Genomic DNA, 22966 nt, shown 5'->3' on the forward strand with positions numbered 1-22966 from the left:
GCCGACTAGTCCAAGGCCGGGCTCGGCGCCGCGAATCCGGCCAGCCCGCTTTATGGATAGCGTATGCGAACATTCGCATGATTTCCCTAGATGCATGTTCTGTTCGCACCGCATCGATCCGAATGGAGCATCATGAAAGACCTGCCCCCGAAGCTCGTCCACTACAAGACCACGCCCCTGTTCGACGGGGCATCCGTGCCGGCCGGCTTGCTGCGGAATCACACCACGGCCGCCGGCGTGTGGGGCCGCATCGTGGTGCACGAGGGCTGCCTGCGCTATCTGATCGAAGCCCCGGCGGCCGAAGAGCACCTGCTCGTGCCCGGCGCACCGGGAATCGTCGAGCCGCAAGTGCCGCACCACGTCGCCCTCCATGGTCCGGTGCGCTTCTGCGTCGAGTTTTACCGATAAGCATCGCTTTTACTGTCCGGCAGGCTCGCACCCGGACATGCCTGCAGCCGGCGTCAACGGCCAGCCAGCCAACCAGTCGTGCTGCCCTGCATGGAAATGGCATGCTATGATCGATTGTAAAGACGACCGCACTCCACCCTTTGGATCATGACCTCCAGCACAGCCGCGGATCTCCAGCGCCGGCTTGACGACCTGCTCGAGCATTTGCCGGCCGGTGTCGTCGTGCACGACGCCGACGGCCGTATCCTGCATGCCAACCGCCTCGCCTGCGAGCTGCTCGGACAGAGCGTCGCGCAACTGCGGGGCACTGCCGCGAGCGGCAATGCCTGGCATTTCCTGCGCACTGACGGCACGCCCATGCCGCCGGAGGATTATCCGGTCAACATGGTCCTGCGCAGCGGCCATCAGGTGCCCCAGCGCATCCTTGGCAGCCGGAGCGGCGAGCCTGCCTCGATACGCTGGCTGATCTGCAATGCCTATCCCGAATTCGACGCCCAGGAGCGGCTGTGCCGGGTCGTGGTGTGCTTCACCGACTGCACCGCGCTGAAGCAGGCGAAGCAAAGCCTGCAGAAATCGGAAGAACGGCTGCGCCTGGTACTGCAGGGTTCGACGGACGCGCCCTGGGACTACGACCTGCTGACCGACGAGTTGTATTATTCCGAGCGCTGGTGGACCATGCTCGGCTACGTTCCCGGGGAACTGGAGGCGCATTCGAGGCTGTGGCTGGACTTGATGCATCCCGACGACAGGCAGCGCATCACCGACTACCTGAACGAACTGCTCGACAGCCGGCGCAACAGCTATAGCGTCGAGTTCCGCCTGCGCCACCGCGACGGCCATGATGTGCCGATCCTCTCGCGCGGCCTGGTTTCGCGCGATGCAGGCGGCAAGGCGGTGCGCCTGTCCGGCACCAATACCGACCTGACCGAGCGCAAGCTCGCCGAACAGCGCATCTACGAGCTGGCCAATTTCGACCACCTCACCGGCCTGCCGAACCGCCGCCTGCTGGTCGAGGAGCTGGACAAGGCGCTGGCGCGCAGCCGGCGCTCGGGGCGCCTGGGTGCGCTCGTCTTCCTCGACCTGGACAACTTCAAGCTGCTGAACGATACCATGGGCCACGATGTCGGCGACATGCTGCTGCGCCAGGTTGCCGATCGCCTGCGCAAGACGCTGCGTCACAGCGACCAGCTCGCCCGGCTGGGCGGCGACGAATTCGTCCTGGTGCTCGAGGAACTCGGCGGCGACACCGACGACGCAGTCACCGAGGCCCAGCACGTACTCGAGAAGGTGCGCTCGACACTGGGCCAGCCGCATTACCTGAACGGGCGGCTGTTCCTGAGCACGCCCAGCATGGGGGTGGTGCTGTTCGATGGCGACTCGGGCGACATCGAGACCTTGCTCAAGCAGGCCGACCTCGCCATGTACCGGGCCAAGGCCGCCGGGCGCAACACCGCACGTTTCTTCGATCCCAGCATGCAGGCCTCGGCCGAGAACCATGCCGCGCTCGAACGCGCCCTGCGCGAAGGCCTGGCGGCGCACCAGTTCGTCCTGTTCTGCCAACCGCAATTCGATCGCCGCGAGCGCCTGGTCGGCGCCGAGGTGCTGGTGCGCTGGCTGCGCAGCAATGGCGAACTGATCGGCCCGAGCGAATTCATCGGGCTGGCCGAGTCTTCGGGCCTGATCCTGCCGCTGGGTCAGTACATACTGGAGGAAAGCTGTCGCGCGCTGGCCCGCTGGCGCGCCGACCCCACGCTCGCCAGGCTGGAGCTGGCGGTCAACATCAGCGCGCACCAACTGCGCAAGGACGACTTCGCCGGCAGCGTGGCCGATATCCTGGCGGCCTCGGGCGCCCCGCCCGACAAGCTGTGTCTCGAGCTGACCGAGAGCGTTTTCGCGGAGAATATCCCCGAGATCATCGAACACATGCACACGCTGTGCAGCCAGGGCGTGCATTTTTCGCTGGACGACTTTGGCACCGGCTATTCCTCGCTGGCCTACCTGAGGCGCTTCCCGCTGTCGGCCCTCAAGATCGACCGGTCCTTCGTCCACGACGTGCATCTCGACCCGGACGCCGCTCCGATCGTCGAGGCCATCATCGCGCTGGCCCGCACGCTCAAGCTCGACATCGTCGCCGAAGGCGTCGAGCACGAAGCGCAGCGCAGCTTCCTGGTCGACGGCGGCTGCGGTACCCTGCAGGGCTACCTGCTGGGCCGGCCGGTCCCGATACGCGATTTCGAGCGGATGTACAGCAGCGCCGGCATCGGACACGCCTGAGCCGGACAAAAAAAAGCCCGCTGACGCGGGCTTGAAGACTATTTTCTTGGAGGAGAATAGTGGAGACAGGTGCACTTTAATGCCCGCAACACTATTAATCCAATGACGATTCATGATCTCGGATATTCGCGCTTTGCATAATCCACTTGTGCGTGGCTTCCGGCTCCCCGGAAGCGCCGCATACTAGACAAGTAGACCTGCCTGATGCGCCTGCCTGACCCAGGCTGGATACTCGTCCATCAACAAATCGTACAGGTCTGCATCCGCATGCTCATCCGGACTCGACACCGAGAAGAAATTGGCGTTGTCGATCAGGCGGCCATCGAGCTCGTCGAGCTTTTCCAGGAATGGAAAATCGGAATCGGCAAAATTCCGCAGGAGCTTGCTTTTGGATTTCTTGCCCTTCCCGATCCCCATGAATTGCCAGAAGATGGGCTCATGACTCGACCAGCGCAGTTGCCGCTCGGTCAAGGGTTTGTCGGAGGTCGTGCCGTCGGTAACGAACATCACGTACACCGGCAGCGCCGCGGCCTGCCTGGCATGGCGTGCGCCGCCGTTCGCGTCGGGGAAGTAATACCGTCGCACCGCCTCCATCGCGGCCCCATAGCGTGTGTCGCCTTCGAGCGGATGTTCCCTGATGACCTGATCGACGTAGCCTGTCCAGTTCGATAGACCCATCGGTTCGGGCTGGTGGACGTTCCTGCCGAACAGGAACACATCGATGTCGCCATCGTCGTCGAAGCGGCACCCCAATGCCAGGACGCGCTCGGCGAAGCGCTGCACCAGGCCTTTGCGGTAGAGGCTAGCCATCGAGCCCGAAATGTCGAGCACCAGGCATACCTTGGCGCGATGCTGCTGCAGTCCGACCTTGGCCAGCGACACGCCTGCCGACTTCACCAGATTGACGAGTTGGGGCGCCGCGCGTTCGACCCGCTTCTCGAGACTGACAGCGGGCGGTACCGGTACCGGCGTCGGCGCCGCTGGTTTGCCGGCCACGGCCGGCGCCACATCCGCGCCGAAATAGCCGACCAGCGCGGGCAAGCCGCCATTGAATCCCTGCCCCACCGCCATGAAGCGCCACCCGCCATCCTTGCGGTAGAACTCACCCAGCATGACCGCCTGCTCGGCAAGAAAGTCCCGGCCGGCAAAATCGAAGCGCGCGAACCCGCCTTCCGGTCCGGACAGGCACAGGGAACCCGACTCGAGCTGCGACATCCGGCCGTCGCCGTCGATGCTGGCAGTGATGACAACCCGCTGCACCCACGGGGGCAGGCACCCGAGGCGCAGCACGAAACCATCCGGTGCTCCATCCTGCGTGCTCACCTTCACCCCGCCGCAGGGGGTCGTGGGCTGGTTGAAGAAGCTCATGTAGCGGTCGTCGGACAGCTTGCCATGGACATCGACGGCGAAGCACGCGACATCGAGCGCCAGTCCGCGGTACGAGAGCCTGGCCGCGAGGGCGCCGTCCGGCGCCTGCTGGGCTAGGGGGAGCCGTTCGCCCCTGGAAAGAACGCGCATGATCCGGTCTCCTCTCAGCTGCCCAGGCGCACCTGGCACGCCCCGAAACGGAATGGCTGCCCGGCGCTCAGTTCGGCGCGCGAGCCGTTCTGCAGATCGTGGTAAATCGTCTTGTCGCCATCGCAATAGATGCTTGCCGTGTGGCCGGGGGCGCTGCCTGGATCGGCCTTGAACTCGATATCGAGGCCGGCGTGGGTGCCGATCGTGATCGGGTCCGCGCCGATGTTGAGCGTGAACTGGCGCTCCGGCTTGGCCAGATTGAGCCCGTTGCCGAGGACATGCGCATAGACTTCGACGTCGATCCAGTTCTTGCGGAACATGGATTCAGCCATGGCAACCATCAGACCGATGGCGGCCCCGGTGATCGCCACGCCGGTAGCGTATCCGAATTCCATGTACATGACGAGGCAACCGACCGCACCGCCGCACGCGCCGGCCACGATCGCCGGCTTGCGCCGCAGGTTAGGAACCTGTTGCGCCACCACGTAGCCTGCCACGCCGCCGCTGATCGCCCACCCGACCATGCGCCCGACATTGCCGGCGCCGAACAGGTTCATGCCGAACAGTGCCGCCAGGCCACCCGCGCAGCCGGCGACCAGCCCGGTTTTCGCCGCTTTTTTCAATCCATCCCTGACTTTGAGGGACCTGGTCTGGTAGTAGCTTTGGGCGTACACGACGGCCGCCCCGATGCAGGCGGCATCCAGCCCACCCGCCAACACCCAACTGGTGAACGCGCCCTCTCCCAGACCGAGTCCCTGGGTCAGCAAAGCGCTGATGAATCCGCCGATGGCAGCCGAAGCTGCAAACAGCACTTTCTTATTTCGCGACAAACGGTCGAGCGTCCCGACATCAGCCATCGGCTGCCTCCACATGAAATGATTGTTGTTCCCGCCAGGCGCCGGATGGATTCAGGCGTTGACGCCGTACGAACGTGCGAGCGGTCCCAATCCGCCCTTGAAACCTTGTCCGATGGCGCGGAACTTCCACTCGCCGCCGTAGCGGTAGAGTTCACCGAAAATCATCGCCGTTTCGATCGAGCCGTCTTCCGACAGGTCGTAGCGGGCCAGCTCGGCATTACCGTCCGCATTCAGGCAACGGATATACGCCTGCGCAACCATGCCGAAGTTCTGGCGGCGCGCTTCGGCATCGTGGATGGTGACGGCGAACGATATCCTCTCGATGTCGGCAGGAACCGCGCCCAGGTCGACGGTGATCTTTTCGTCGTCCCCGTCGCCGCCGCCGGTGAGATTGTCGCCGGCATGGACCACCGCGCCATCGCTCGACTTCAGGTTATTGTAGAAAATGAAGTCCAGGTCGCCGCGCACCTTGCCGTCGTTCTTGAGCAGGTATGCGCTGCCGTCCAGGTCGAATGCTGCGCCGTCGGTGGCGCGCGGATCCCACCCCAGGCCGATCACGACCTTCTTCAGGCCCGGTGCTTCCTTGCTCAGGTTGACGTTGCCGCCCTTTTGCAGACTGATTGCCATGTTCTCTCCAGATATCGTTCGATAGTGACCGTCCATGCTGGCGGCAGCGATGCCGGCAGCCGCCTGTCAGGCGATCTCGACGGCGTGTTGCCGCGCCAGCGCAGCCAGCCCGCCGCTGTATCCCTGGCCGACCGCCTTGAATTTCCATTCGCCGTTGTAGCGGTAGATTTCGGCGAAGATCATCGCCGTTTCGGTGGAATAGTCTTCCGACAGGTCGAAGCGCACGATTTCGGCGCTGGTTTCCATGTTGACGATGCGCACGAACGCGTCCTGCACCATGCCGAAGTTCTGGCGGCGGCTGTCCGCTTCATGGATCGTCACGGCGATGACCAAGCGGCTGATTTCAGCCGGCACCTCGCCCAGCCGGATCTTCAGGGCCTCGTCGTCGCCGTCGCCGTCGCCGGTCTTGTTGTCGCCGGTATGCTCGACGGCGCCGCAGGTCGACTTCAGCTGGTTATAGAAGATGAAATCGTGATCGCCGCGCACCTTGCCGTTCTCGCGCACCATGAACAGACTGGCGTCGAGATCGAAATCGGCGCCGTCCGACGAACGCGCTCCCCAACCGAGTCCGACCAGTGCTTCACGCAGGCTCGGGTCCATCTTGGACAGGCTGAGGTTTCCGCCTTTTTGCAAACTGATTGCCATGGTATTTCTCCAGCTTTTCAATGCCGCAGGGTTGAATCAAGCAGCCACTTCGCTGCTTTCCGATAATGCATTACGCTTATGGGCGACCGAAGCCCATACCGAGGCCAGAATGAATGCCACGCCGATCAGCCCGGTAAATATTTCTGAAATATGGTATTTCATGCTGGTCAGCATAATAAGGGCAAGCACCCCGATTGCATAATGGGCGCCGTGCTCCAGATAGACGAATTCTTCCAGTGTTCCCTGCCGTACCAGATAAACGGTCATGGAACGGACGAACATCGCGCCGATTGCCAGGCCGAGCATGATAATAACGACATCATTGGTAATGGCGAAAGCGCCGATGACGCCGTCGAACGAAAACGACGCGTCCAGTACCTCGAGGTAAATGAAGCCGCCGATGCCGCCCTGCTTCACGATCCTGCCGACGTCCACGTCGGTTTCTTCTTCCTTTTCCAGGAGACTGCCGAGCGCGTCCACACCGACGTAGGTCAGCACGCCCCATACGCCGGCGGTCAGCACCGCCATGCGCTGGGAGACGTCGACCAGGGTCGTACCGGCCAGCACCGCGGCCAGCGCCAGCAGGACCGGCATGGAACTGATCCGTCCGAACGTGGCCAGCTTGCGTTCGACATTGCCCAGCCAGTGCACTTCCTTTTCGTCGTCGAGCAGGAAGTTCAGGAACACGAGCAGGAGGAAAACACCGCCGAAGGCGGCTACTTCCGCATGGTGGCTGGTCAGGTGGGCCGCATACTGGTCGGGCTGGTGCAGGGCCATCGTCCACACTTCGCCGATGCCCAGGTCGGCCGCGGCGGCGACGATCACGAGGGGAAACAGCAGGCGCATGCCGAACACGGCGATGATGATGCCGACTCCCAGGAACAGGCGCTGCCAGAATTCGTTCCAGCCCTTCAGCACCGAAGCGTTCACCACGGCGTTATCGAAGGACAGCGACACCTCCATCAGTCCGAGGATCAGCGTCAGCCCCAGGGCTGCGAGCGCGGCGCTGGTCCCTCCGTGGCGATAACCCCACGCTCCCGCCATGAGCAAGCAAAGCGCAGCAACAAGAAAAGATATTCTGAAATGTTTCATGCGAATAGGATATTTAATGGAAATGTGGATATTCACGAATTATTGGAATATCTGGAAAGAGAAACGCGCATATTCACACCAGCGCCATCCTGCATTGCACTGTCGCGAATTCGCACGAATGAAAAAACCGCCCTATTTCCAAAGTCCAATCGAGTTGGTAATATACATTAACCGTTTCAGATAGAAAAGATCAGTTGTCGGGCAATTGATATTTCAATTCGACGGTTGCGGATTCACCACTCGGCTAATTTGAAATAGAGAGAAAATGAGAAAACTACCCGTCTATCTGCTGCTCGACACCTCCGGCTCGATGCAGGGCGAACCGATCGAAGCCGTCCGCAACGGCATGCAGACCCTGCTGTCCGCGTTGCGCCAGGATCCCCATGCGATCGAATCGGCCTGGCTGTCGGTGATCACGTTCTCCGATGTCGCCAGGCAGGTCACGCCCTTGACCGAACTCGGCCAGTTCAACATGCCGGCCATCATGGCCTCGGGCACCACGTCGATGGGCGCCGCCCTCAAGTTGCTGGCCGAGCGCGTCGGCATCGAGGTCGCCAGGACCACGGCCGACCAGAAAGGCGACTGGAAGCCGATCGTGTTCCTGATGACCGACGGCGACCCGACCGACGACCTGGCCGCCGGCATCGATGCGGTCAAGCAGGCAAAGCTCGGCACCGTCATCGCCTGCGCGGCCGGCCCGAATGCCAACGTCACCGAACTGCAACGCATTACCGAGTCCGTGGTCCGGCTCGACACGGCGGACAGCAACACCATCCGCGCATTCTTCAAGTGGGTCAGCGCCTCGATCGCCACCACCAGCCAGAAGGTCGATCTCAACAAGAAGGAAGCCAGCGGCCTGGCCGACCTGCCGCCACCACCGCCGGAAGTGAACGTGGTGTTGTAGGCCCCAAGGTGCAGTTCCCAACGCGTGCGAACAAGGAGAGCAGCAATGGCGGTAAGTTTACGTAAAGGGCAAGGCGTCAGCCTGCGCAAGGCGGACAACAATCTGTCCCGGATCACCATCGGGCTGGGCTGGGACGTGGCCGAGCCAAAACGCGGCCTGCTCGGCTCGCTGTTCGGCCGCAAGCCCGAGGACTACGACCTCGATGCGATCGCGCTCCTGCTGGGGCCGGACGACAAGCTGCCGGGCCGCGAAGACGTCGTGTTCTACAACGCACAGCGCCACCCGAGCGGCGCGCTCTGGCTGACCGGGGACAATCGCACCGGCGCCGGCGACGGCGACGACGAGCAGATCATCGTGAAGCTCGACGAACTGCCGGCGAAGTACACGCGCATCCTGTTCCTGGTGGCGATCTACGAAGGCAAGTCGAAGCGCCAGGATTTCTCGAAAGTCTCGAATGCCTTCATTCGGGCGGTGGACGCCGACAACAAGGAGATGTGCCGCTTCGACATGAGCGGCGACGCCGGGCTGGCCGAGCATTGCTCGCTGACCTTCGCCGAAGTGGTGCGCGCCGATTCGGGCTGGAAGTTCAACGCGATCGGCACCCCGCACGCCTCGGACCGCTTCGTCGACGTCATGCGTCCCTACCTGTCATGAGCGGCCGCCGCTTGCCGGTCTACCTGGCGCTGGACACCTCGGGCTCGATGCGCGGCGAGCCGATCCAGGCGGTCAACGTCGGCCTCCAGGCCCTGCTGGCCTCGCTGCGCCAGAATCCGTTTGCGCTGGAAAGCGCCAACCTGTGCATCGTCACCTTCGACGCCAGGGTCAACGAAGTGCTGCCGATGACGCCCGTCGAGCACATCGTGCTGCCCGAGATCGTGTGCCCGGAGTCCGGGCCCACCTTCCTTGGCGCGGCCCTGCACGCGATCTGCGACCGGGTCGAACATGACATTCGCAAGTCGAGCGCCGACCAGAAGGGCGACTGGCGTCCCCTGCTGTTCGTGATGACCGACGGGAAGCCGTCCGACACCTATGACTACCAGCAAGCCATCCCGCGTGTCAGGCAGGCGAATTTCGCCACGGTGGTGGCCTGCGCCGCGGGGCCGAAAAGCGACCCGGCGCAGCTCAAGCCGCTGACCGACCGCGTGCTCAGCCTGGACACGCTCGACAGCAGCGGATTTGCCAGCTTCTTCCAGTGGGTCAGCTCGGCCGTCAACGCGGGCAGCACCAGCGTGGGCACGGCTGGCGGACGTGAACTGCCGCCGCCGCCGCCGGAAGTCCAGGTCGTCCTGTAAGCACGCACAAAGCACGCACAAAGCACGTACAACCCGGAGAAATCGATGCGCCGATTACCGATTTTCATGCTGCTGGACGTCTCCGAGTCGATGGCCGGCGACAATTTGCGGCAACTGCAGCAGGGACTGGAGCGCCTGGTGGCCGGCTTGCGCACCGATCCCCATGCGCTGGAGACCGTTTTTCTCTCGACGATCGTATTCGCCGGCAAGGCCCGGACCCTGAGCCCGTTGACCGAGCTGGCGCACTTCTACCCGCCCCGGCTGCCGCTCGGTTCGGGTACCTCGCTGGGACGCGGCATGCTGCACCTGATGGATGAGCTGGACCGGTCGGTACAGCCCAACACATCGGAGCGCAAGGGCGACTGGCGCCCGGTGGTCTACCTGATGACGGACGGTAAACCCACCGATGACATCGAGCCGGCCGTCAAGCGCTGGCGCGCGCGCCATGCCGAACGCGCCACCCTGGTTGCGATCGCCGTCGGCAAGTACGCCTCGGTCGCCGCGCTGCAGCGCTTCACCGACACGGTACTGCTGCTCGACGCCCAGACCGAGCAGGATTTCAAGCGCTTCGTCGACTGGGTCACGATGTCGGTGGTGGCGCAGAGCCGCAGTGTGTCGGAAACCCGCACGGGCGTGAACCTGGCGAAGATGGATGAGTCGATCCTGAAGAAAATCGGCGACATCGGGGGTGGCCTGGCCGTGGACGAAGACCTGGTGGTGCTGAGCGCGCGTTGCCAGAACAACCGGCTGCCCTACCTGATGCGCTATGAACGCATCAGGCCGACCGCCGACACCCGCGTGCCGGGCATCAGGCTCGACCTGTACCAGCTCGGTGGCGTGTTCGCACTGGAGAAGGATTATTTCGAGCTGTCCGACGAACGCGCCATGGTCCGTACCGTCAGCACCGACGCGCTGCTCGGCGCCCCCGGCTGCCCGCACTGCGGCAACCCGATCGGCTTCGCGATGTGCGCTTGCGGCGCCCTCATGTGCATCAGGGGGAGCGGTCCCGCGACCTGCCCCAGCTGCGAGCGGGAATGCCATTTCGGCGAGTCCGACGGCGAGGGTTTCGACGTCGCGCGCTCGCGTGGCTAGTCCAGCGTAGTTGAACGTAGAGGAAGTTGGAGATGGATGAAAGTTTGCAGTCGTATGCGCGCGCCTACCTGTTGCGCGCCAACCCGGAGGCCGATCATCGCGACATCGACGCTTATGTAGCGAGCCCCGACTTCAAGGGCCTGGCCAAGGTCTTCGAGCAGAAGCTTGCGTCAGGTCTCGCGCAATTCCTGGCCGGCAGCCGGGTTGCCGGCGCGCCCGATTCGCGCATGCCGCCCACGCTACCCATGCAGCCTGTGCGTCCGCCCCCGTCGGCGGAGGCGCCGCGGCCGCTATCGCTTCCCGAGCTGTCGCCGTCAGTGGCCGCGCCGGCCACGCCCGCCGCTCCGACAGCGGACGAGCATGGTCTTGCCAGCATGGCGTCGAATCCACGCTCGACCGAGCTGGCGCGGCCCGCCCCTGTCAGCATCGCGCCGCCCCTGCCGGATCCGACGCCGCTACCCGCAAGCCAGGGCGCGCTGCCGTCACCGGACCTCGCCGATATCGCCTTGCGCCTGCCGAACGCGCGCGCGGGCGACGCCTACGCCCATCGCTTGGCTGCCGGCGACAGCACCGACACCGTGGTGTTCGACCAGATCATCGTGCCGGATGGCCTGGCCATGAGCGCGGACCTGGCCACAGGCACCGTCAGCGGAACGCCGCCGGCCGCCGGCGAGTTCACCCTGACCGTGTACTACCACTTCGCACGCCAGTCGCCCAGCCGCAAGCGCCGCGCCCTGGTGCAGGTGGTGGTCATGCCCGATCCGCGCACGATGTGGAAGAACCTCGCTTCGGACCGGAACGACCCGTACTGGAAACCGGACGAGCAAAGCGCGCAGCTGCGCGGCGCCGAGCTGTCGATTGTCGCCGCCAGCAAACGCGGCCGGTCGCATGCCCACGTCGGCAGCTTCCGCGACGATGATTTCCGTATCGCGCACGCCGCCCAATCCGGCTGGTACCTGGCGATCGTCGCGGACGGCGCCGGCAGCGCAAGATATTCGCGCCGCGGCGCCGCCCTCATCTGCGAAGAGGCGCAACAGCGCATCCTGGCGTCGCTCACCGACAGCGCGGTCGCCCAGCTCGACGCCAGCGCCCGGTCGTATGCCCAGGCCCGTCGCGATGCGCCGGAGTCGGCCGACGCATTGCGGGAAGAACTGCACACCCACCTGTCGCGGATCGTCGGCAATGCCGCCTACTATGCGGCCCGGGCCATCCTCGACGAAATCGCGACCCGTGCCGACCTGGGCGGCACCTTCAAGGATTACGCCAGCACGGCCCTGATCGCGATCTGCAAGCGCTATCCCTTCGGCACCCTGTGCGCCGCCTACTGGGTGGGCGACGGCGCGGTCGGCATCTACAGCAGGCGCGACGGCATCACGCTCCTGGGCGAAGTCGACAGCGGCGAATATTCCGGCCAGACGCGCTTCCTGGACAATGCCGCGGTCGAGCACGAGATGTTGCGCAAACGGACGCATTTCGACATTGTCGACGACATGTCGGCGCTGGTTCTCATGACGGACGGGGTATCGGATGCGAAGTTCGAAACGGAAGCCCGGCTCAAGCGCTCCGCCGACTGGCACCTGTTCTGGGAAGAACTCGAGCGCTCGGTCGGTATTGCCGGCCAGGACCCGGCCCAGGAACAGAAGCTGCTCGATTGGCTGGATTTCTGGTCACAGGGCAACCACGACGATCGTACGATCGCCATCATCCATTAAGCAGGCAAGCACCATGGCAAACACTGTCACTGTGACCGCGGCCGACGGCTCGACTGTCCAGTTCATCGACGAAATCAAGGCGTCGGGCGGGATGAAGGATGTGTACTTCTCGCCGAATAAAGATTATGTGGTCGCATTCTTCCGCGGCAGTGCCGATGCCGCCACCCGTGAACGGCTGTCGGTCATCACCACCGTGTATCGGGAACGGGTTTTCACCCAGATCGGCGGCGACTACTGGAAGAACTTGTTCTGCTGGCCGACCACCATGGTCGAACACAAGGGCCGGTTGGGCGTCGTCGTCCCGTTCTACTCTCCCGAGTTCTTTTTTACCCATGGCTCATGCAATAACGACATGCTGGCCATCAAGGGACGCGAGAAGGAAGGGAAATGGTTTGCTTCGCCATCGAACCGCAACAAGTTCCTCGACAAGCGCGAACTGGGGAACTGGATGTTGCAGATCAAACTGTGCCTGCAGATCGCGCGCGCCGTGCGGCGCATGCATTCCGCCGGCCTGGCCCACTCGGACCTGAGTTATCGCAACGTCCTGATCGACCCATCGACCGGGCGGGCCTGCCTGATCGACATCGACGGCCTGGTCGTGCCTGGCAAATTCCCGCCCGACGTGGTCGGAACCCCGGACTTCATCGCGCCCGAATGCGTGGCCACGGCGCACCTGACGCGCGAGGACCCGCGCCGCAAGCTGCCGTCGATCGCCACCGACCGCCACGCGCTCGCGGTCCTGATCTACATGTACCTGCTGCTGCGCCATCCGCTGCGCGGCGACAAGGTGCACGACATGAACGATACCCAGCGCGACGAAGAGCTGTCGATGGGCGAGCGCGCCCTGTTCGTCGAGCACCCCGCCGACGCCTCCAACCGGATCAAGCTCGCCAACGTCAAGGCGTCCGAGTTGCCGTGGAAGGATACCGCCAGGCTGCCGTTCCAGATCACCGGCCCCTATCTGGGCGAGCTGTTCACCAGGGCCTTCATCGACGGCCTGCACAACCCGAACCTGCGTCCCAGCGCCGACGACTGGGAAACCGCGCTGGTCAAGACGGTGGACCTGCTGCAGCCCTGCGCCAACCCGGCCTGCGAACAACAGTGGTACGTGTTCGACAACAAGACCAAGCCCTGCTGCCCGTTCTGCGGGACGAGCTTCGCGGGCAAGCTGCCGGTACTGAACCTGTATTCTTCGCAGCGCGAAGGCAGCTTCCGGCCGGACAATCACCGCCTGATGGTGTACTCGAACCAGTCCTTGTTCCACTGGCATGTCAACCGGTCGATCGTGCCGAACGAGAAGCTGAACGACGCGCACAGGAAGCGGGTCGGGTATTTCGTCCTGCACCAGGACGTCTGGTACCTGGTCAACGAGGGCATGGCGGACCTGATGCAGCTGCCGTCCAGGACGCCGGTGCCGATCGGCGCCAAGGTCGCCCTCGAGGAAGGCACGCAACTGCTGATGTCGCGCGAACCGGGCGGACGGCTCGCCGTCGTCCAGCTGGCCAATGCCTGAGCGGGAGCGCCCTTGCGGACGGCGCAGGCCCGATCCGGTCGGGACCGGCGGCCGCTATTGCGGCGCTGACTGGTTTCCCGAGCCCGGATCGGCCGGCACCGGCGGCAGGATCCTGACCAGCAGCTGGTCGATACGATAGTGGTCGACATCGAGCACCTCGAACTTGACCCCCTGGTATTCGACGCTGTCGGTCCGCTTGGGGACCTTGCGCAGCATGTACATCATGAAGCCGGCGGCGGTCTCGTAGTTCTCTTCGTCCGGCAGGCTCTCGAGCCCGACGGTGCGCTTGACGTCGCCGACCGGCGTGCTGCCGTCGATCAGCCATGAGCCATCCTCGCGCTGCATGACCTGTTCGTCCTGGTCGAGCGGGCTGCCCCAGCTTCCCATCACGGTCAACATGATGTCGCTGAGGGTGATCACGCCCATGACCAGGGCATATTCGTTGATCACCACCGCGAAGGTTTCCTTGGTCGCGCGGAACTTGTCGAGCAGCTCGGACAGGGTCAGCGTGTCCGGGATGATCAGGACGGTGCGCACGCTGGATTCGTTCAACTGCAGCACCGACTGCTTGTTCAGCAGCCGCACGAGAATGTCGCGGGTGTCCACGTAGCCGATCACCCGGTCGATGGTGCCGTCGCAGACGGGAAATTTCGAATGCCCCGCGACCTTCCGGCGGATACTCGCTTCGTCTTCGGTCAGGGTGAAATACACCACGCTGTCGCGGTTGGTCATCGCCGAGACGACCGAGCGCGACTCCAGTTCGAACACATTCTCGATGAAGTGCTGTTCCTGCTTCTGCAGCACGCCGGCCTGGGCGCCGGCTTCCACCGCGGCGGAGATCTCGTCGAAGGTGATGCTGTCCTCGCGCGTCGTGTCGATCTTGAAGATGCGGAAGATCAGGTTGGCGACGAGGTTGAGCGCCCATGCCAGCGGCTTGCATATCCGGATGTACAGCAGCACCGGCTTGATCACCACGACCGCGATGCGCTCGGGAGCGATCATCGCCAGCCGTTTCGGCATCAGGTCCGCGAACAGGATGAACAGGCAGGTGACGAACAGGAAGGACAAGACGAAGCCGATGTTCTCGAGCGCCGGCCCGGCATACACGTTCGATATCCAGTCGATGAAGAACGGGCGCAGCGCTCCTTCGCCCAGGATGCCGCCGAGGATGGCGATTGCGTTCAGGCCGATCTGGGAGGCGGCGAAGAACTCCGCCGATTGCATCTGCAGCGCCATGACCTGCAGCGCGCGCGCGTCGCCGGCCTCCGCCAGCAGCTTGAGCTTGATCTTGCGCGCGCCGGCGAAGGCGATCTCCGTGAGCGACAGGAAGCCGGCGGCCAGCACCAGGAGGATCATCAAGACGATATGTTGGAACAAGCTCACGGGACACCTGACTGAAAGACGCGAGAAACGCTGCTAGGGCGCATAGTATACGTTTGACAATTATATGCGGTAACGCCATCAGCCCCCCTGCGCCCGCCCTTCGGGCCGGCAAGACCTCGCCGGCAGTGCCGATTTTGCGCGCATCGTCATGGGACGACGCCAGCGCCGCCGGCGGACGGCAAACGACGATAAAATGTTGCTTTGTTTGCGTGGCAAGGCTGGCAAGAGCAATGGCAACTGAAGCAGTCAGGAATTTCGTCACAGCTTCCGCCTGGGGACAGCTATTGACGCCGGACCAACTGGAGCGGGTCCTGCGGGACCTGTCCGAGACGGGCGCCGGCCCCGGTGAAGCCATCTGCAGGAACGGGCAGCGCTCCGACTACTGGTACGGCGTGATCGAAGGCCTGGTCAAGGTGTCCAACGTGGGCCCCGACGGCAAGCCGACCACCCTGATCGGCATCCCGCGCGGCGGCTGGTTCGGCGAAGGCTCGGTGTTCAAGCACGAGCGCCGCCCCTACGATGTGGTCGCGCTGCGCGAATGCCGCGTGGCGCAGGTCCCCGCCGCTACCTTCCACTGGCTGCTGGGCTGCAGCATCGCGTTCAACCACTACCTGATCGGCCAGCTCAACACCCGCCTGGCGCAGTTCGTGATCCGCTGCGAGCACCTGCGCTCGTATGCGCCGGAGCGCCACGTGGCCCTGTGCCTCGCCGAGCTGTTCAATCCGGTGCTGTATCCGGGCACCACCACCACGCTCCAGCTTTCACAGGAAGAGCTCGCCTTCCTGGCCGGGGTCTCGCGCGGCATCGTCAACCGCGCCTTGCGCCATCTCGAGCAGGACGGGATCGTCGCGGCGCGCTATGGCAGTATCGAGATCCTCGACCTGGCCGCCTTGCGCGCCTCCGCCTTCCGCTGAACGCCGGCGCGCCTGCACGGGCCACCTTCATGGAGCACCCTTCTTCCAGGAAATTGTTGTTGCGTGAACAGTCAGCGCGCGCAATCGCGACTACCCTATGCGCTATCCCCGCCCGGCGGCGAGCAAGCAAAACACGATATCAGGAGACCACTATGCAGCAGCAACAGCAGCAATGGAGCTATGTTCATGGACCCAGCAATACGCCCTTGATCGGCGCATCGATCGGCGCCCATCTGGCGACCATCGCGGCGCGCCATGGCGAGCGCGAGGCGCTGGTCGTGCCCTGCCAGGACATCCGCTGGACCTACGCCGAGTTCGACGAGCGGGTCTCGCGGGTGGCCGCCAACCTGCTCGCGCTGGGGCTGGCGCCGGGCCAGCGGGTCGGGATCTGGGCGCCGAATTGCGCCGAGTGGGTGCTGGTGCAGTTCGCCACCGCGCGTGCCGGGCTGGTCATGGTCAACATCAACCCGGCCTACCGCCGCTCGGAACTCGCCTATGCGCTCGACAAGGTCCAGTGCAGCGCCCTGATCCTCGCTCCCGGCTTCAAGACCAGCGACTACCTCGAGATGGTGCGCGAGGTCGTGCCCGCGCTGCGCCAGCGCGCCAGTGGCGCCGGCGCTGCTGCCACCGAGCTCCACGACGACAGCCTGCCCCACCTGCGCCACGTGATCCGCCTCGGCCCCGGGCACACGGACGGCATGCTCGATTTCGACACGCTGCTGGCGCGGCCCAAGGCCGATGCCCTGGCGCGCCTGCGCCAGGTGGAAGACGCGGTGCAGTTCGACGATCCAGTGAACATCCAGTTCACCTCGGGCACCACCGGCGCGCCGAAAGGCGCGACGCTGAGCCACCACAACATCCTGAACAACGGCTTCTTCGTCGGCGAGGCGATGTGCCTGACGAGCGCCGACCGCCTCTGCATCCCGGTGCCGCTGTACCACTGCTTCGGCATGGTGCTCGGGAACATGGCCTGCGTGACGCATGGCGCAACCATGGTGTTTCCGGGCGCCGGCTTCGACCCCGAGGCCGTGCTGGAAACCGTGCAGGCCGAGCGCTGCACCGGCCTGCACGGCGTGCCCACCATGTTCATCGCCCTGCTCGAACATCCGGGCTTCGCGCGCTACGACCTGTCCACGCTGCGCACCGGCATCATGGCCGGCTCGCCCTGCCCGGCCGAGGTGATGAACCGGGTCATGCAGACCATGCACATGGCGGAGATCACGATCGCCTACGGCATGACCGAGACCTCGCCGGTCTCGTTCCAGAGCGCGGTCGACGATCCGGCCGCGCTGCGCGTGTCGACCATCGGCCGCGTCCACCCGCACATCGAGTGCAAGGTGGTGGACGCGGGCGGCGCGATCGTCCCGCGCGGCGTGAAAGGCGAACTGCTGACGCGCGGCTACTCGGTGATGCTCGGCTACTGGGGCGACGAAGAAAAGACCCGCGCCACCATCGACGCCGCCCGCTGGCTGCATACCGGCGACCTGGCGGTGATCGATGAAAGCGGCTTCGCGGCGATCGTCGGACGCTGCAAGGACATGGTGATCCGTGGCGGCGAGAACATCTACCCGCGCGAGATCGAGGAGTTCCTGTACCGCCATCCAAAGGTCCTGGACGTCCAGTGCATCGGCGTGCCCGACCCGAAGTACGGCGAGGAACTGTGCGCCTGCATCATCCTGCGTCCCGGCCAGGAGGCCAGCGCCGAGGACATCCAGGCCTTCTGCCGCGGCCAGATCGCGCACTACAAGATTCCCCGCTACGTGCGCTTCATGGAGGCCTTCCCGATGACGGTGACCGGCAAGATCCAGAAGTTCGTGTTGCGCGAGCAGATCGGTACCGACCTGGGGCTGGGGCAGGACGCTTGAGGCGCGAGCGCGGGCATCTCGTGGAGTTCGGTCTCAGCCGATGGACGCGCTGCCGAAGTCCTGTTTCGCAGCCAGCACGCGCGCCAGCGCCGCCTCGGGGTCCAGCCCGGCCATCATCTGGTTGATGATCTCCTGCTTGTCCTCCGGCGTGAGTTTCTCGCAGGCCGCCCGGTGCGAGCAGAAATAGGCGTACCAGGCCACGTCCGCAGGCCGCTCCTTGCGCGGCTTGAAGCGTGCCGGCACCTTGCTGCGGATCGCATCCACGTACGCCGCCAACTGCGCATCGGCGACGCTCCAGTCGAAGCCGGCGACGGCGCGCCTGTCGGCTTCGCGGTCGCCCTCGTAGCCGGGCCCGGGCAGCAGGGTCTCCCTGTTCACCGCCAGGCAGGCCAGGTTGGGATAGCCGTGCACAGCGCAGAAGCCTTGCACGAACAGCAGTTTGGGACCGATACCCACGGGTACCGCGCGGCCAAGCACCTCGTCCTTGGGGTGCAGCGAGCGCGCCAGCGTGAGCAGGTCACTGTAAGTGATCGGCATGCTGCGCAGGGTGCTCGCCTGGCGTATCAGGGCCTCGACCAGGCGCGCGCCGACCGCGATGTCGTTGAAGCTCAATGGAATCATTGCCGGATACCGCGTGTCATGGGAAGGTTCAGGTAGCAGCCCGCCCTTCGGCGGCGCGCTTGTCGCTGTGTCAAAGGAGACATCTTAGCAAATCCCGGGGTACGGGCGGGTGTACAAGGGCCAGGACCGGCGCCCCCCCCTGGGCGCCAGACTCCTTCCGCCGTAAACGCCTAGCCGCGCGAGCCTTGCGCCCCCAGCCAATTCCGATAACGTCGCGTGTGCATGCTGGCCCGCAGTTGGTCGGTCAGCAGCGTGTACAGGGGATGCAAGCTGCCGGCGCCGCTCCGGCCGGCGCCCAGCGCACGCATCCGGCGGCGCACCAGGGCCATGCTGGCGATACTGCCCAGTGTCTTGTCTTTCCAGTTGACCGGCTGCGCGCTGGCAAGCGGTGTCTGGCCCGCGCGCCATTGCCGCGGCAAGTCCGGCGCTACCGACAGCGCGGTAGCGATACCGACGACCGCCACGCCGCTTGCCAGCACCTGCTCCGCGATCTCGCGGCGGGCAATCCCGCCAGTGGTCATGACCGGCATCCGGGCGACGGCGGCCAGCGCTTTGGCGAATTCCAGGAAGTAGGCTTCGCGCGCCAGGGTGCGGCCGTCGGCGGTGCGGCCTTGCATGGCAGGGCTTTCGTAGCTGCCTCCGGACAGCTCGATCAGGTCGACCGGCAGTTCGTTCAACAGCAGCACGACCTGGCGCGCATCGTCTTCCGAGAAGCCGCCGCGCTGGAAGTCGGCCGAATTGAGCTTGACCGCGACGCTGAATTGCGCCGACACGCGCGCGCGCACCGCGCGCACCACCGCCAGCAGCAAGCGCGCACGGTTGGCAAGACTGCCGCCCCATTCGTCATCGCGGCGGTTCGTCAGCGGCGACAGGAATTGCGACAGCAGGTAGCCATGCGCCGCATGGATCTGCACACCGTTGAATCCCGCCTGTTCCGCCGCATGGGCGGTGTCGGCGAAGCGCCGGATCACCTCGTCGATGTTGGCCGCACTCATGGCCTGCGGCTGTGCGAACAGTTTGCTGTGTTTGCCCAGATCCAGCGCCACCGCGGAAGGCGCCCACGCCAGGCCGCCCATGTTTGCCATCACCTGGCGGCCCGGATGATTCAACTGCATCCACACCTGCGCGCCGCCTTCCCGCGCGGCGTGCGCCCAGGTCGTGAACGGCGCCAGCGGCGTGCCGGCTTCCAGGGCGATGGTGGCCGGCCCGGTCAGGGCGCGGCTGTCGATCATCACGTTGCCGGTGATAAGCAGTCCGGCGCCGCCCTGCGCCCAGCGCTGGTACAGGCGGCGGATGGCGGCCCCGGGCAATTGACCCGATTCGGCCATGCTCTCCTCCATCGCGGCCTTGGCCAGGCGGTTGGGAAGGCGGCTGCCATTGGGCAGGGTGAGGGGTTCGAAGAGCATATGCGATCTGAAATTTGTAGGTAAGATGCGCCATACTAAGATTAAAGCTCACTTCAAGGTCAAGCGATAAAATGAAGATCGGCGAACTGGCGCAGCGTGCCGGCATTTCGGCATCCGCAATCCGTTACTACGAACAGGCGGGCCTGATGCCCCACGCGGAGCGTTCCGGCAATGGTTACCGGGTCTATGGCGAGTCCGCGCTGGAGCGAATCAGGCTGATCCAGATCGGCCAGGGCCTGGGCTTCACGCTGGAGGCGATACTGGCGGTGACCAAGCTCGAGGGGCCGGCCTTGAAAGCTGGTCTGTTGAACAGCCTTGAGGACCGACTGCGCGACATCGAGCACATGATGCAGGCCCTGACCGAGCAGCGCGCGTCACTCGAGCGCACCAGGCAAGAGGTCGAAGCGGCATGGGCCGCCGGTGAATGCCCCGGCAGCCTCTGAATCGCCTTGCAAGACGCCGGCGTCTTCCACGAACAGCAGGCGCTTTCCACGAACAGCGGTGAGCGGCGTGCCTGTGGCGCCAAGAATTTTGTCACTGCGGGACATAAATTTGGCAAAATGAATTTTTTTCTGGCGTCATCATGCAGACCTCTTCCTTCCTCGATGCATTCGGCCTGCTACGCATCGAGCGCTTACGCTGGAGCATCGACGGGTTTCGCCTGACGATCCCTCTGATCGAGTACGAGCCGCATCGATTCCATGCACGTGCTTTCGATACGGCGGGCATTCACTTGCCCGCCCACATCGAACGCAGCGTTTCCCGGCGCCAGGCGGACTATTTTTTCGGCCGGCTCGCGGCGCGCCTGGCACTGGATCCATACGGCCTTGCGAACCATCCGGTCACCAGCGGGGCGCAGCGCGAGCCGGTGTGGCCGTCCGGGGTCATCGGCAGCATCACGCATGCGGCGCCGTGGTGCGCCGCCACCGTGCTGCCGTCGGCGCAAGGGCGCGGCGTCGGCATCGACATTGAAGTGCCGCTGTCGCCCGACGCCCGGGCCAGCGTGATCGCAACCGCGCTTTCGCCTGCCGAGCTCGGGGTACTCGCGGCAGCCCGACCGGACATGCCGGAAGCCACCCTGCTGGCCCTTGCCTTCTCTGTCAAGGAAAGCTTTTACAAGGGAATGTACCCATCCGTCGGGCGCTTCTTCGGTTTCGAAGCCTTGCGCATCCTGGCGATCGACGTCGAGCGCGGCCACGTAGCATTTTCTGTCACCGAGGATTTGTGCGCGGACATGCACAGCGGCTGCATCGGCCGCGTGCATTTTCGCGTGCTCGGCGGCGGCGCGGTCCTGACTGCCTTCGTCCGCTAGACGCGGCTGCACGGCATTCTCCCCTGGACGTGGGCATGACTGATCAGTACTATCTCTCCATGCGCGCCGGCGTCATGGCGTCTTTGCCTGGAGAGAAAATGGATATCCATACCCGTATCGTCGGCGTCCTGCATATCGCCTTCAGCGTGCTCAGCACCTTCGTTTCATTCCTGGTCCTGGGGGTGAGCGGCGCCACGGCGGTCGGCAGCTATTCGAGGATTCCCGAGTTCGTTGTCGAGATCGGGGCGATCGCGATCGTGGTCCGCCTGGCGCTGGCTGTGGCCCAGATCCTGGGCGGCGTCTTCCTGCTCAGGGGCAGGCCCAGCGGACGTATCATGCTCATCCTGTTCGGCGTTCTCGACCTGTTCATCATTCCGATCGGTACCGCGCTCGGCATATACACCTTGTGGGTCCTGCTGCGCAAACAGCCGATCCCGGGACCGGCATCGCCCGATCCCATGGCGGGCGCGTAGGCAAGGCCGGCGCCCGGGCGCCGGGAGATCTCAGGGTCGATCCAGGTTCGTGGAAAAAAACGCCGCGACTGCCGCATTCATGTGCGCATGGAAGCCCTTGCGGTCAAAGCCTGGCGGATCCGTACACAAGACACGCGGTTTCAGCACCAGGCAGGGCGCCATGAACGAGTAATGACCGGCGTTCGGCACCTCGTGGAATTCGACCCTGGAGCCGAGCCCATTGCGTATCGTGCGGGAGTCCTTCACGTTCCGGTCCCGTGCCGCGCTCCACATCTGTACCGGAACGGCGACAGGCGCGAGCCGCTGGTTCGTGAAGGTGAATTCGAGTCCCGGCGCCGCCAGCACCGCCGTCCTGATCCTGGGATCCGGCGCGACCTTGTCCCCGGCTACCGCATCCGGGTCCAGCAGCGGCGACCTCGCTTGACGCAGGCCGGTACACAGGGGATCGGCAGACTGCGCGCAATGGCTGGCGATGCCGCGCAGGTCGGGCCTGGCGCCGACAGCCGTGAGCACCGTGAATCCTCCCATGGAAAACCCGAAGGCGCCAATGCGCGCGGCATCGATCCGCTCATGCCCGGTCCAATCTGCAAGCATGTAGTCGATGGTGGCGCTGAGTTGCCGGGTTCGATCGGAAGCGAAGCGTGCCGACAGGATGGCGCTCTGGTCCAGGTAGTTGTCTCCCGGATGGGTCGGCGCGGCGACGACATACCCGGCATTCGCCAGTGCCATCGCCAAATCGGAATGGCTGGCGAAGGACCCGCCATTCCCATGGGAGATGACGATCAGGGGCAAGGCGTTCCCGGCGACCGGCGCGTTCTTGGCCACGTCCATCAAGCCGGTCAGCGCGAACGCCGTCGGCCACGGACGTGCATCGGTGGGATACCATATCCCCACGGAGAAAGGCTTACCATGGGGATCCGCCGTCTGCACGCGCTGGAAACCGACGGGCCGCTCCGTCCGCAAAGCGGTCGCGACCGCCACCCCGGCGACCGCTGCCAACAGCAGCAGGACGGCAATCCCCGCCCGAAACACCCACTTCATACGCGCCCCCGGCAGCG

The 22966-nt window shown here is 64.7% G+C and carries 22 protein-coding genes; 13 read left to right on the forward strand and 9 right to left on the reverse strand.

The features are described from left to right. The first annotated feature begins 132 nt into the window (after positions 1 to 132). Together IM543_14330 and IM543_14335 are read left to right on the forward strand one after the other, a co-directional pair. Positions 133 to 408, forward strand: a complete 276-nt coding sequence (locus IM543_14330) for a DUF1971 domain-containing protein (GenBank protein ID QOY92777.1) — start codon at positions 133 to 135, stop codon at positions 406 to 408. Positions 409 to 555: 147 nt separating this feature from the next. After that, the gene (locus IM543_14335) at positions 556 to 2682 is read left to right on the forward strand and encodes an EAL domain-containing protein (GenBank protein ID QOY92778.1); all 2127 of its coding nucleotides are present in this window, start codon (positions 556 to 558) and stop codon (positions 2680 to 2682) included. 183 nt (positions 2683 to 2865) lie between these two features. On the opposite strand, the gene IM543_14340 is transcribed toward IM543_14335, so the two are convergent. The 5 genes from IM543_14340 to IM543_14360 form a co-directional block, all read right to left on the reverse strand. After that, the gene (locus IM543_14340) at positions 2866 to 4200 is read right to left on the reverse strand and encodes a VWA domain-containing protein (protein QOY92779.1); all 1335 of its coding nucleotides are present in this window, start codon (positions 4198 to 4200) and stop codon (positions 2866 to 2868) included. A gap of 14 nt (positions 4201 to 4214) precedes the next feature. Continuing rightward, entirely contained in the window at positions 4215 to 5057 is an 843-nt protein-coding gene (locus IM543_14345; protein QOY92780.1) for a hypothetical protein, read from the reverse strand. A 51-nt stretch (positions 5058 to 5108) separates the two neighbouring features. Next, a complete protein-coding gene (locus tag IM543_14350) occupies positions 5109 to 5684 on the reverse strand; it encodes a TerD family protein (protein QOY92781.1) in 576 nt (191 codons plus the stop codon). A 66-nt stretch (positions 5685 to 5750) separates the two neighbouring features. After that, on the reverse strand, positions 5751 to 6329 hold the full coding sequence (locus IM543_14355; protein QOY92782.1) for a TerD family protein: 579 nt from the start codon (positions 6327 to 6329) through the stop codon (positions 5751 to 5753). 36 nt (positions 6330 to 6365) lie between these two features. Beyond that, entirely contained in the window at positions 6366 to 7421 is a 1056-nt protein-coding gene (locus IM543_14360; protein ID QOY96693.1) for a DUF475 domain-containing protein, read from the reverse strand. A gap of 265 nt (positions 7422 to 7686) precedes the next feature. Between IM543_14360 and IM543_14365 the strand changes: the two genes are divergently transcribed. From IM543_14365 to IM543_14390, 6 genes are read left to right on the forward strand one after another with little or no spacing between them, the layout of a single operon-like run. Then, a complete protein-coding gene (locus IM543_14365; protein ID QOY92783.1) occupies positions 7687 to 8325 on the forward strand; it encodes a VWA domain-containing protein in 639 nt (212 codons plus the stop codon). 45 nt (positions 8326 to 8370) lie between these two features. After that, complete coding sequence (locus IM543_14370) at positions 8371 to 8979, forward strand: TerD family protein (protein ID QOY92784.1); 609 nt, start codon at positions 8371 to 8373, stop codon at positions 8977 to 8979. Then, entirely contained in the window at positions 8976 to 9617 is a 642-nt protein-coding gene (locus tag IM543_14375) for a VWA domain-containing protein (protein ID QOY92785.1), read from the forward strand. Before IM543_14370 ends, IM543_14375 begins: the two co-directional genes overlap by 4 nt. Positions 9618 to 9662: 45 nt before the next feature. Further along, a complete protein-coding gene (locus tag IM543_14380; protein QOY92786.1) occupies positions 9663 to 10709 on the forward strand; it encodes a VWA domain-containing protein in 1047 nt (348 codons plus the stop codon). 32 nt (positions 10710 to 10741) lie between these two features. After that, complete coding sequence (locus tag IM543_14385; protein ID QOY92787.1) at positions 10742 to 12421, forward strand: protein phosphatase 2C domain-containing protein; 1680 nt, start codon at positions 10742 to 10744, stop codon at positions 12419 to 12421. 13 nt (positions 12422 to 12434) lie between these two features. Further along, on the forward strand, positions 12435 to 13934 hold the full coding sequence (locus IM543_14390; GenBank protein ID QOY92788.1) for a kinase: 1500 nt from the start codon (positions 12435 to 12437) through the stop codon (positions 13932 to 13934). A gap of 54 nt (positions 13935 to 13988) precedes the next feature. On the opposite strand, the gene IM543_14395 is transcribed toward IM543_14390, so the two are convergent. Further along, positions 13989 to 15317, reverse strand: a complete 1329-nt coding sequence (locus IM543_14395; protein QOY92789.1) for an HlyC/CorC family transporter — start codon at positions 15315 to 15317, stop codon at positions 13989 to 13991. A 230-nt stretch (positions 15318 to 15547) separates the two neighbouring features. Between IM543_14395 and IM543_14400 the strand changes: the two genes are divergently transcribed. Continuing rightward, on the forward strand, positions 15548 to 16231 hold the full coding sequence (locus IM543_14400) for a Crp/Fnr family transcriptional regulator (GenBank protein QOY92790.1): 684 nt from the start codon (positions 15548 to 15550) through the stop codon (positions 16229 to 16231). A 152-nt stretch (positions 16232 to 16383) separates the two neighbouring features. Next, the gene (locus tag IM543_14405) at positions 16384 to 18096 is read left to right on the forward strand and encodes an AMP-binding protein (GenBank protein QOY92791.1); all 1713 of its coding nucleotides are present in this window, start codon (positions 16384 to 16386) and stop codon (positions 18094 to 18096) included. A gap of 33 nt (positions 18097 to 18129) precedes the next feature. Here the strand turns inward: IM543_14405 and IM543_14410 are convergent, their stop codons facing one another. Then, positions 18130 to 18717 (reverse strand): hypothetical protein, encoded by a 588-nt coding sequence (locus tag IM543_14410; GenBank protein ID QOY92792.1) that lies wholly within the window; start codon positions 18715 to 18717, stop codon positions 18130 to 18132. 170 nt (positions 18718 to 18887) lie between these two features. Further along, on the reverse strand, positions 18888 to 20123 hold the full coding sequence (locus IM543_14415; protein ID QOY92793.1) for an NADH:flavin oxidoreductase/NADH oxidase family protein: 1236 nt from the start codon (positions 20121 to 20123) through the stop codon (positions 18888 to 18890). A 71-nt stretch (positions 20124 to 20194) separates the two neighbouring features. Between IM543_14415 and IM543_14420 the strand changes: the two genes are divergently transcribed. The 3 genes from IM543_14420 to IM543_14430 all read left to right on the forward strand — a co-directional run bounded on the left by IM543_14420 (position 20195) and on the right by IM543_14430 (position 21908). Next, positions 20195 to 20566, forward strand: coding sequence for a MerR family DNA-binding transcriptional regulator (locus tag IM543_14420; GenBank protein QOY92794.1), 372 nt, complete (start codon positions 20195 to 20197; stop codon positions 20564 to 20566). 140 nt (positions 20567 to 20706) lie between these two features. Then, positions 20707 to 21435 carry a 4'-phosphopantetheinyl transferase superfamily protein gene (locus IM543_14425; GenBank protein QOY92795.1) on the forward strand — a complete coding sequence of 243 codons (729 nt, stop codon included), beginning with the start codon at positions 20707 to 20709 and terminating at the stop codon, positions 21433 to 21435. 35 nt (positions 21436 to 21470) lie between these two features. Next, positions 21471 to 21908, forward strand: a complete 438-nt coding sequence (locus IM543_14430; protein ID QOY92796.1) for a hypothetical protein — start codon at positions 21471 to 21473, stop codon at positions 21906 to 21908. Between the two features lie 30 nt (positions 21909 to 21938). Here the strand turns inward: IM543_14430 and IM543_14435 are convergent, their stop codons facing one another. Then, positions 21939 to 22949, reverse strand: a complete 1011-nt coding sequence (locus IM543_14435; GenBank protein QOY96694.1) for a dienelactone hydrolase family protein — start codon at positions 22947 to 22949, stop codon at positions 21939 to 21941. Positions 22950 to 22966: the final 17 nt, after the last annotated feature.

Origin of the sequence: Massilia sp. UMI-21 (assembly GCA_015277795.1) — a bacterium.
Taxonomy (GTDB): domain Bacteria; phylum Pseudomonadota; class Gammaproteobacteria; order Burkholderiales; family Burkholderiaceae_D; genus Telluria.

What these genes read in the sequence shown, in the direction of transcription:
- IM543_14430 (QOY92796.1), top strand. Translation starts at nt 21,471, where the DNA reads ATGACTGATCAGTACTATCTCTCCATGCGCGCCGGCGTCATGGCGTCT.
- IM543_14375 (QOY92785.1), top strand. Translation starts at nt 8,976, where the DNA reads ATGAGCGGCCGCCGCTTGCCGGTCTACCTGGCGCTGGACACCTCGGGC.
- IM543_14420 (QOY92794.1), top strand. Translation starts at nt 20,195, where the DNA reads ATGAAGATCGGCGAACTGGCGCAGCGTGCCGGCATTTCGGCATCCGCA.
- IM543_14330 (QOY92777.1), top strand. Translation starts at nt 133, where the DNA reads ATGAAAGACCTGCCCCCGAAGCTCGTCCACTACAAGACCACGCCCCTG.
- IM543_14350 (QOY92781.1), bottom strand. Translation starts at nt 5,684, where the DNA reads ATGGCAATCAGTCTGCAAAAGGGCGGCAACGTCAACCTGAGCAAGGAA.
- IM543_14435 (QOY96694.1), bottom strand. Translation starts at nt 22,949, where the DNA reads ATGAAGTGGGTGTTTCGGGCGGGGATTGCCGTCCTGCTGCTGTTGGCA.
- IM543_14335 (QOY92778.1), top strand. Translation starts at nt 556, where the DNA reads ATGACCTCCAGCACAGCCGCGGATCTCCAGCGCCGGCTTGACGACCTG.
- IM543_14380 (QOY92786.1), top strand. Translation starts at nt 9,663, where the DNA reads ATGCGCCGATTACCGATTTTCATGCTGCTGGACGTCTCCGAGTCGATG.
- IM543_14400 (QOY92790.1), top strand. Translation starts at nt 15,548, where the DNA reads ATGGCAACTGAAGCAGTCAGGAATTTCGTCACAGCTTCCGCCTGGGGA.
- IM543_14415 (QOY92793.1), bottom strand. Translation starts at nt 20,123, where the DNA reads ATGCTCTTCGAACCCCTCACCCTGCCCAATGGCAGCCGCCTTCCCAAC.
- IM543_14425 (QOY92795.1), top strand. Translation starts at nt 20,707, where the DNA reads ATGCAGACCTCTTCCTTCCTCGATGCATTCGGCCTGCTACGCATCGAG.
- IM543_14345 (QOY92780.1), bottom strand. Translation starts at nt 5,057, where the DNA reads ATGGCTGATGTCGGGACGCTCGACCGTTTGTCGCGAAATAAGAAAGTG.
- IM543_14385 (QOY92787.1), top strand. Translation starts at nt 10,742, where the DNA reads ATGGATGAAAGTTTGCAGTCGTATGCGCGCGCCTACCTGTTGCGCGCC.
- IM543_14370 (QOY92784.1), top strand. Translation starts at nt 8,371, where the DNA reads ATGGCGGTAAGTTTACGTAAAGGGCAAGGCGTCAGCCTGCGCAAGGCG.
- IM543_14365 (QOY92783.1), top strand. Translation starts at nt 7,687, where the DNA reads ATGAGAAAACTACCCGTCTATCTGCTGCTCGACACCTCCGGCTCGATG.
- IM543_14390 (QOY92788.1), top strand. Translation starts at nt 12,435, where the DNA reads ATGGCAAACACTGTCACTGTGACCGCGGCCGACGGCTCGACTGTCCAG.
- IM543_14340 (QOY92779.1), bottom strand. Translation starts at nt 4,200, where the DNA reads ATGCGCGTTCTTTCCAGGGGCGAACGGCTCCCCCTAGCCCAGCAGGCG.
- IM543_14405 (QOY92791.1), top strand. Translation starts at nt 16,384, where the DNA reads ATGCAGCAGCAACAGCAGCAATGGAGCTATGTTCATGGACCCAGCAAT.
- IM543_14410 (QOY92792.1), bottom strand. Translation starts at nt 18,717, where the DNA reads ATGATTCCATTGAGCTTCAACGACATCGCGGTCGGCGCGCGCCTGGTC.
- IM543_14360 (QOY96693.1), bottom strand. Translation starts at nt 7,421, where the DNA reads ATGAAACATTTCAGAATATCTTTTCTTGTTGCTGCGCTTTGCTTGCTC.
- IM543_14355 (QOY92782.1), bottom strand. Translation starts at nt 6,329, where the DNA reads ATGGCAATCAGTTTGCAAAAAGGCGGAAACCTCAGCCTGTCCAAGATG.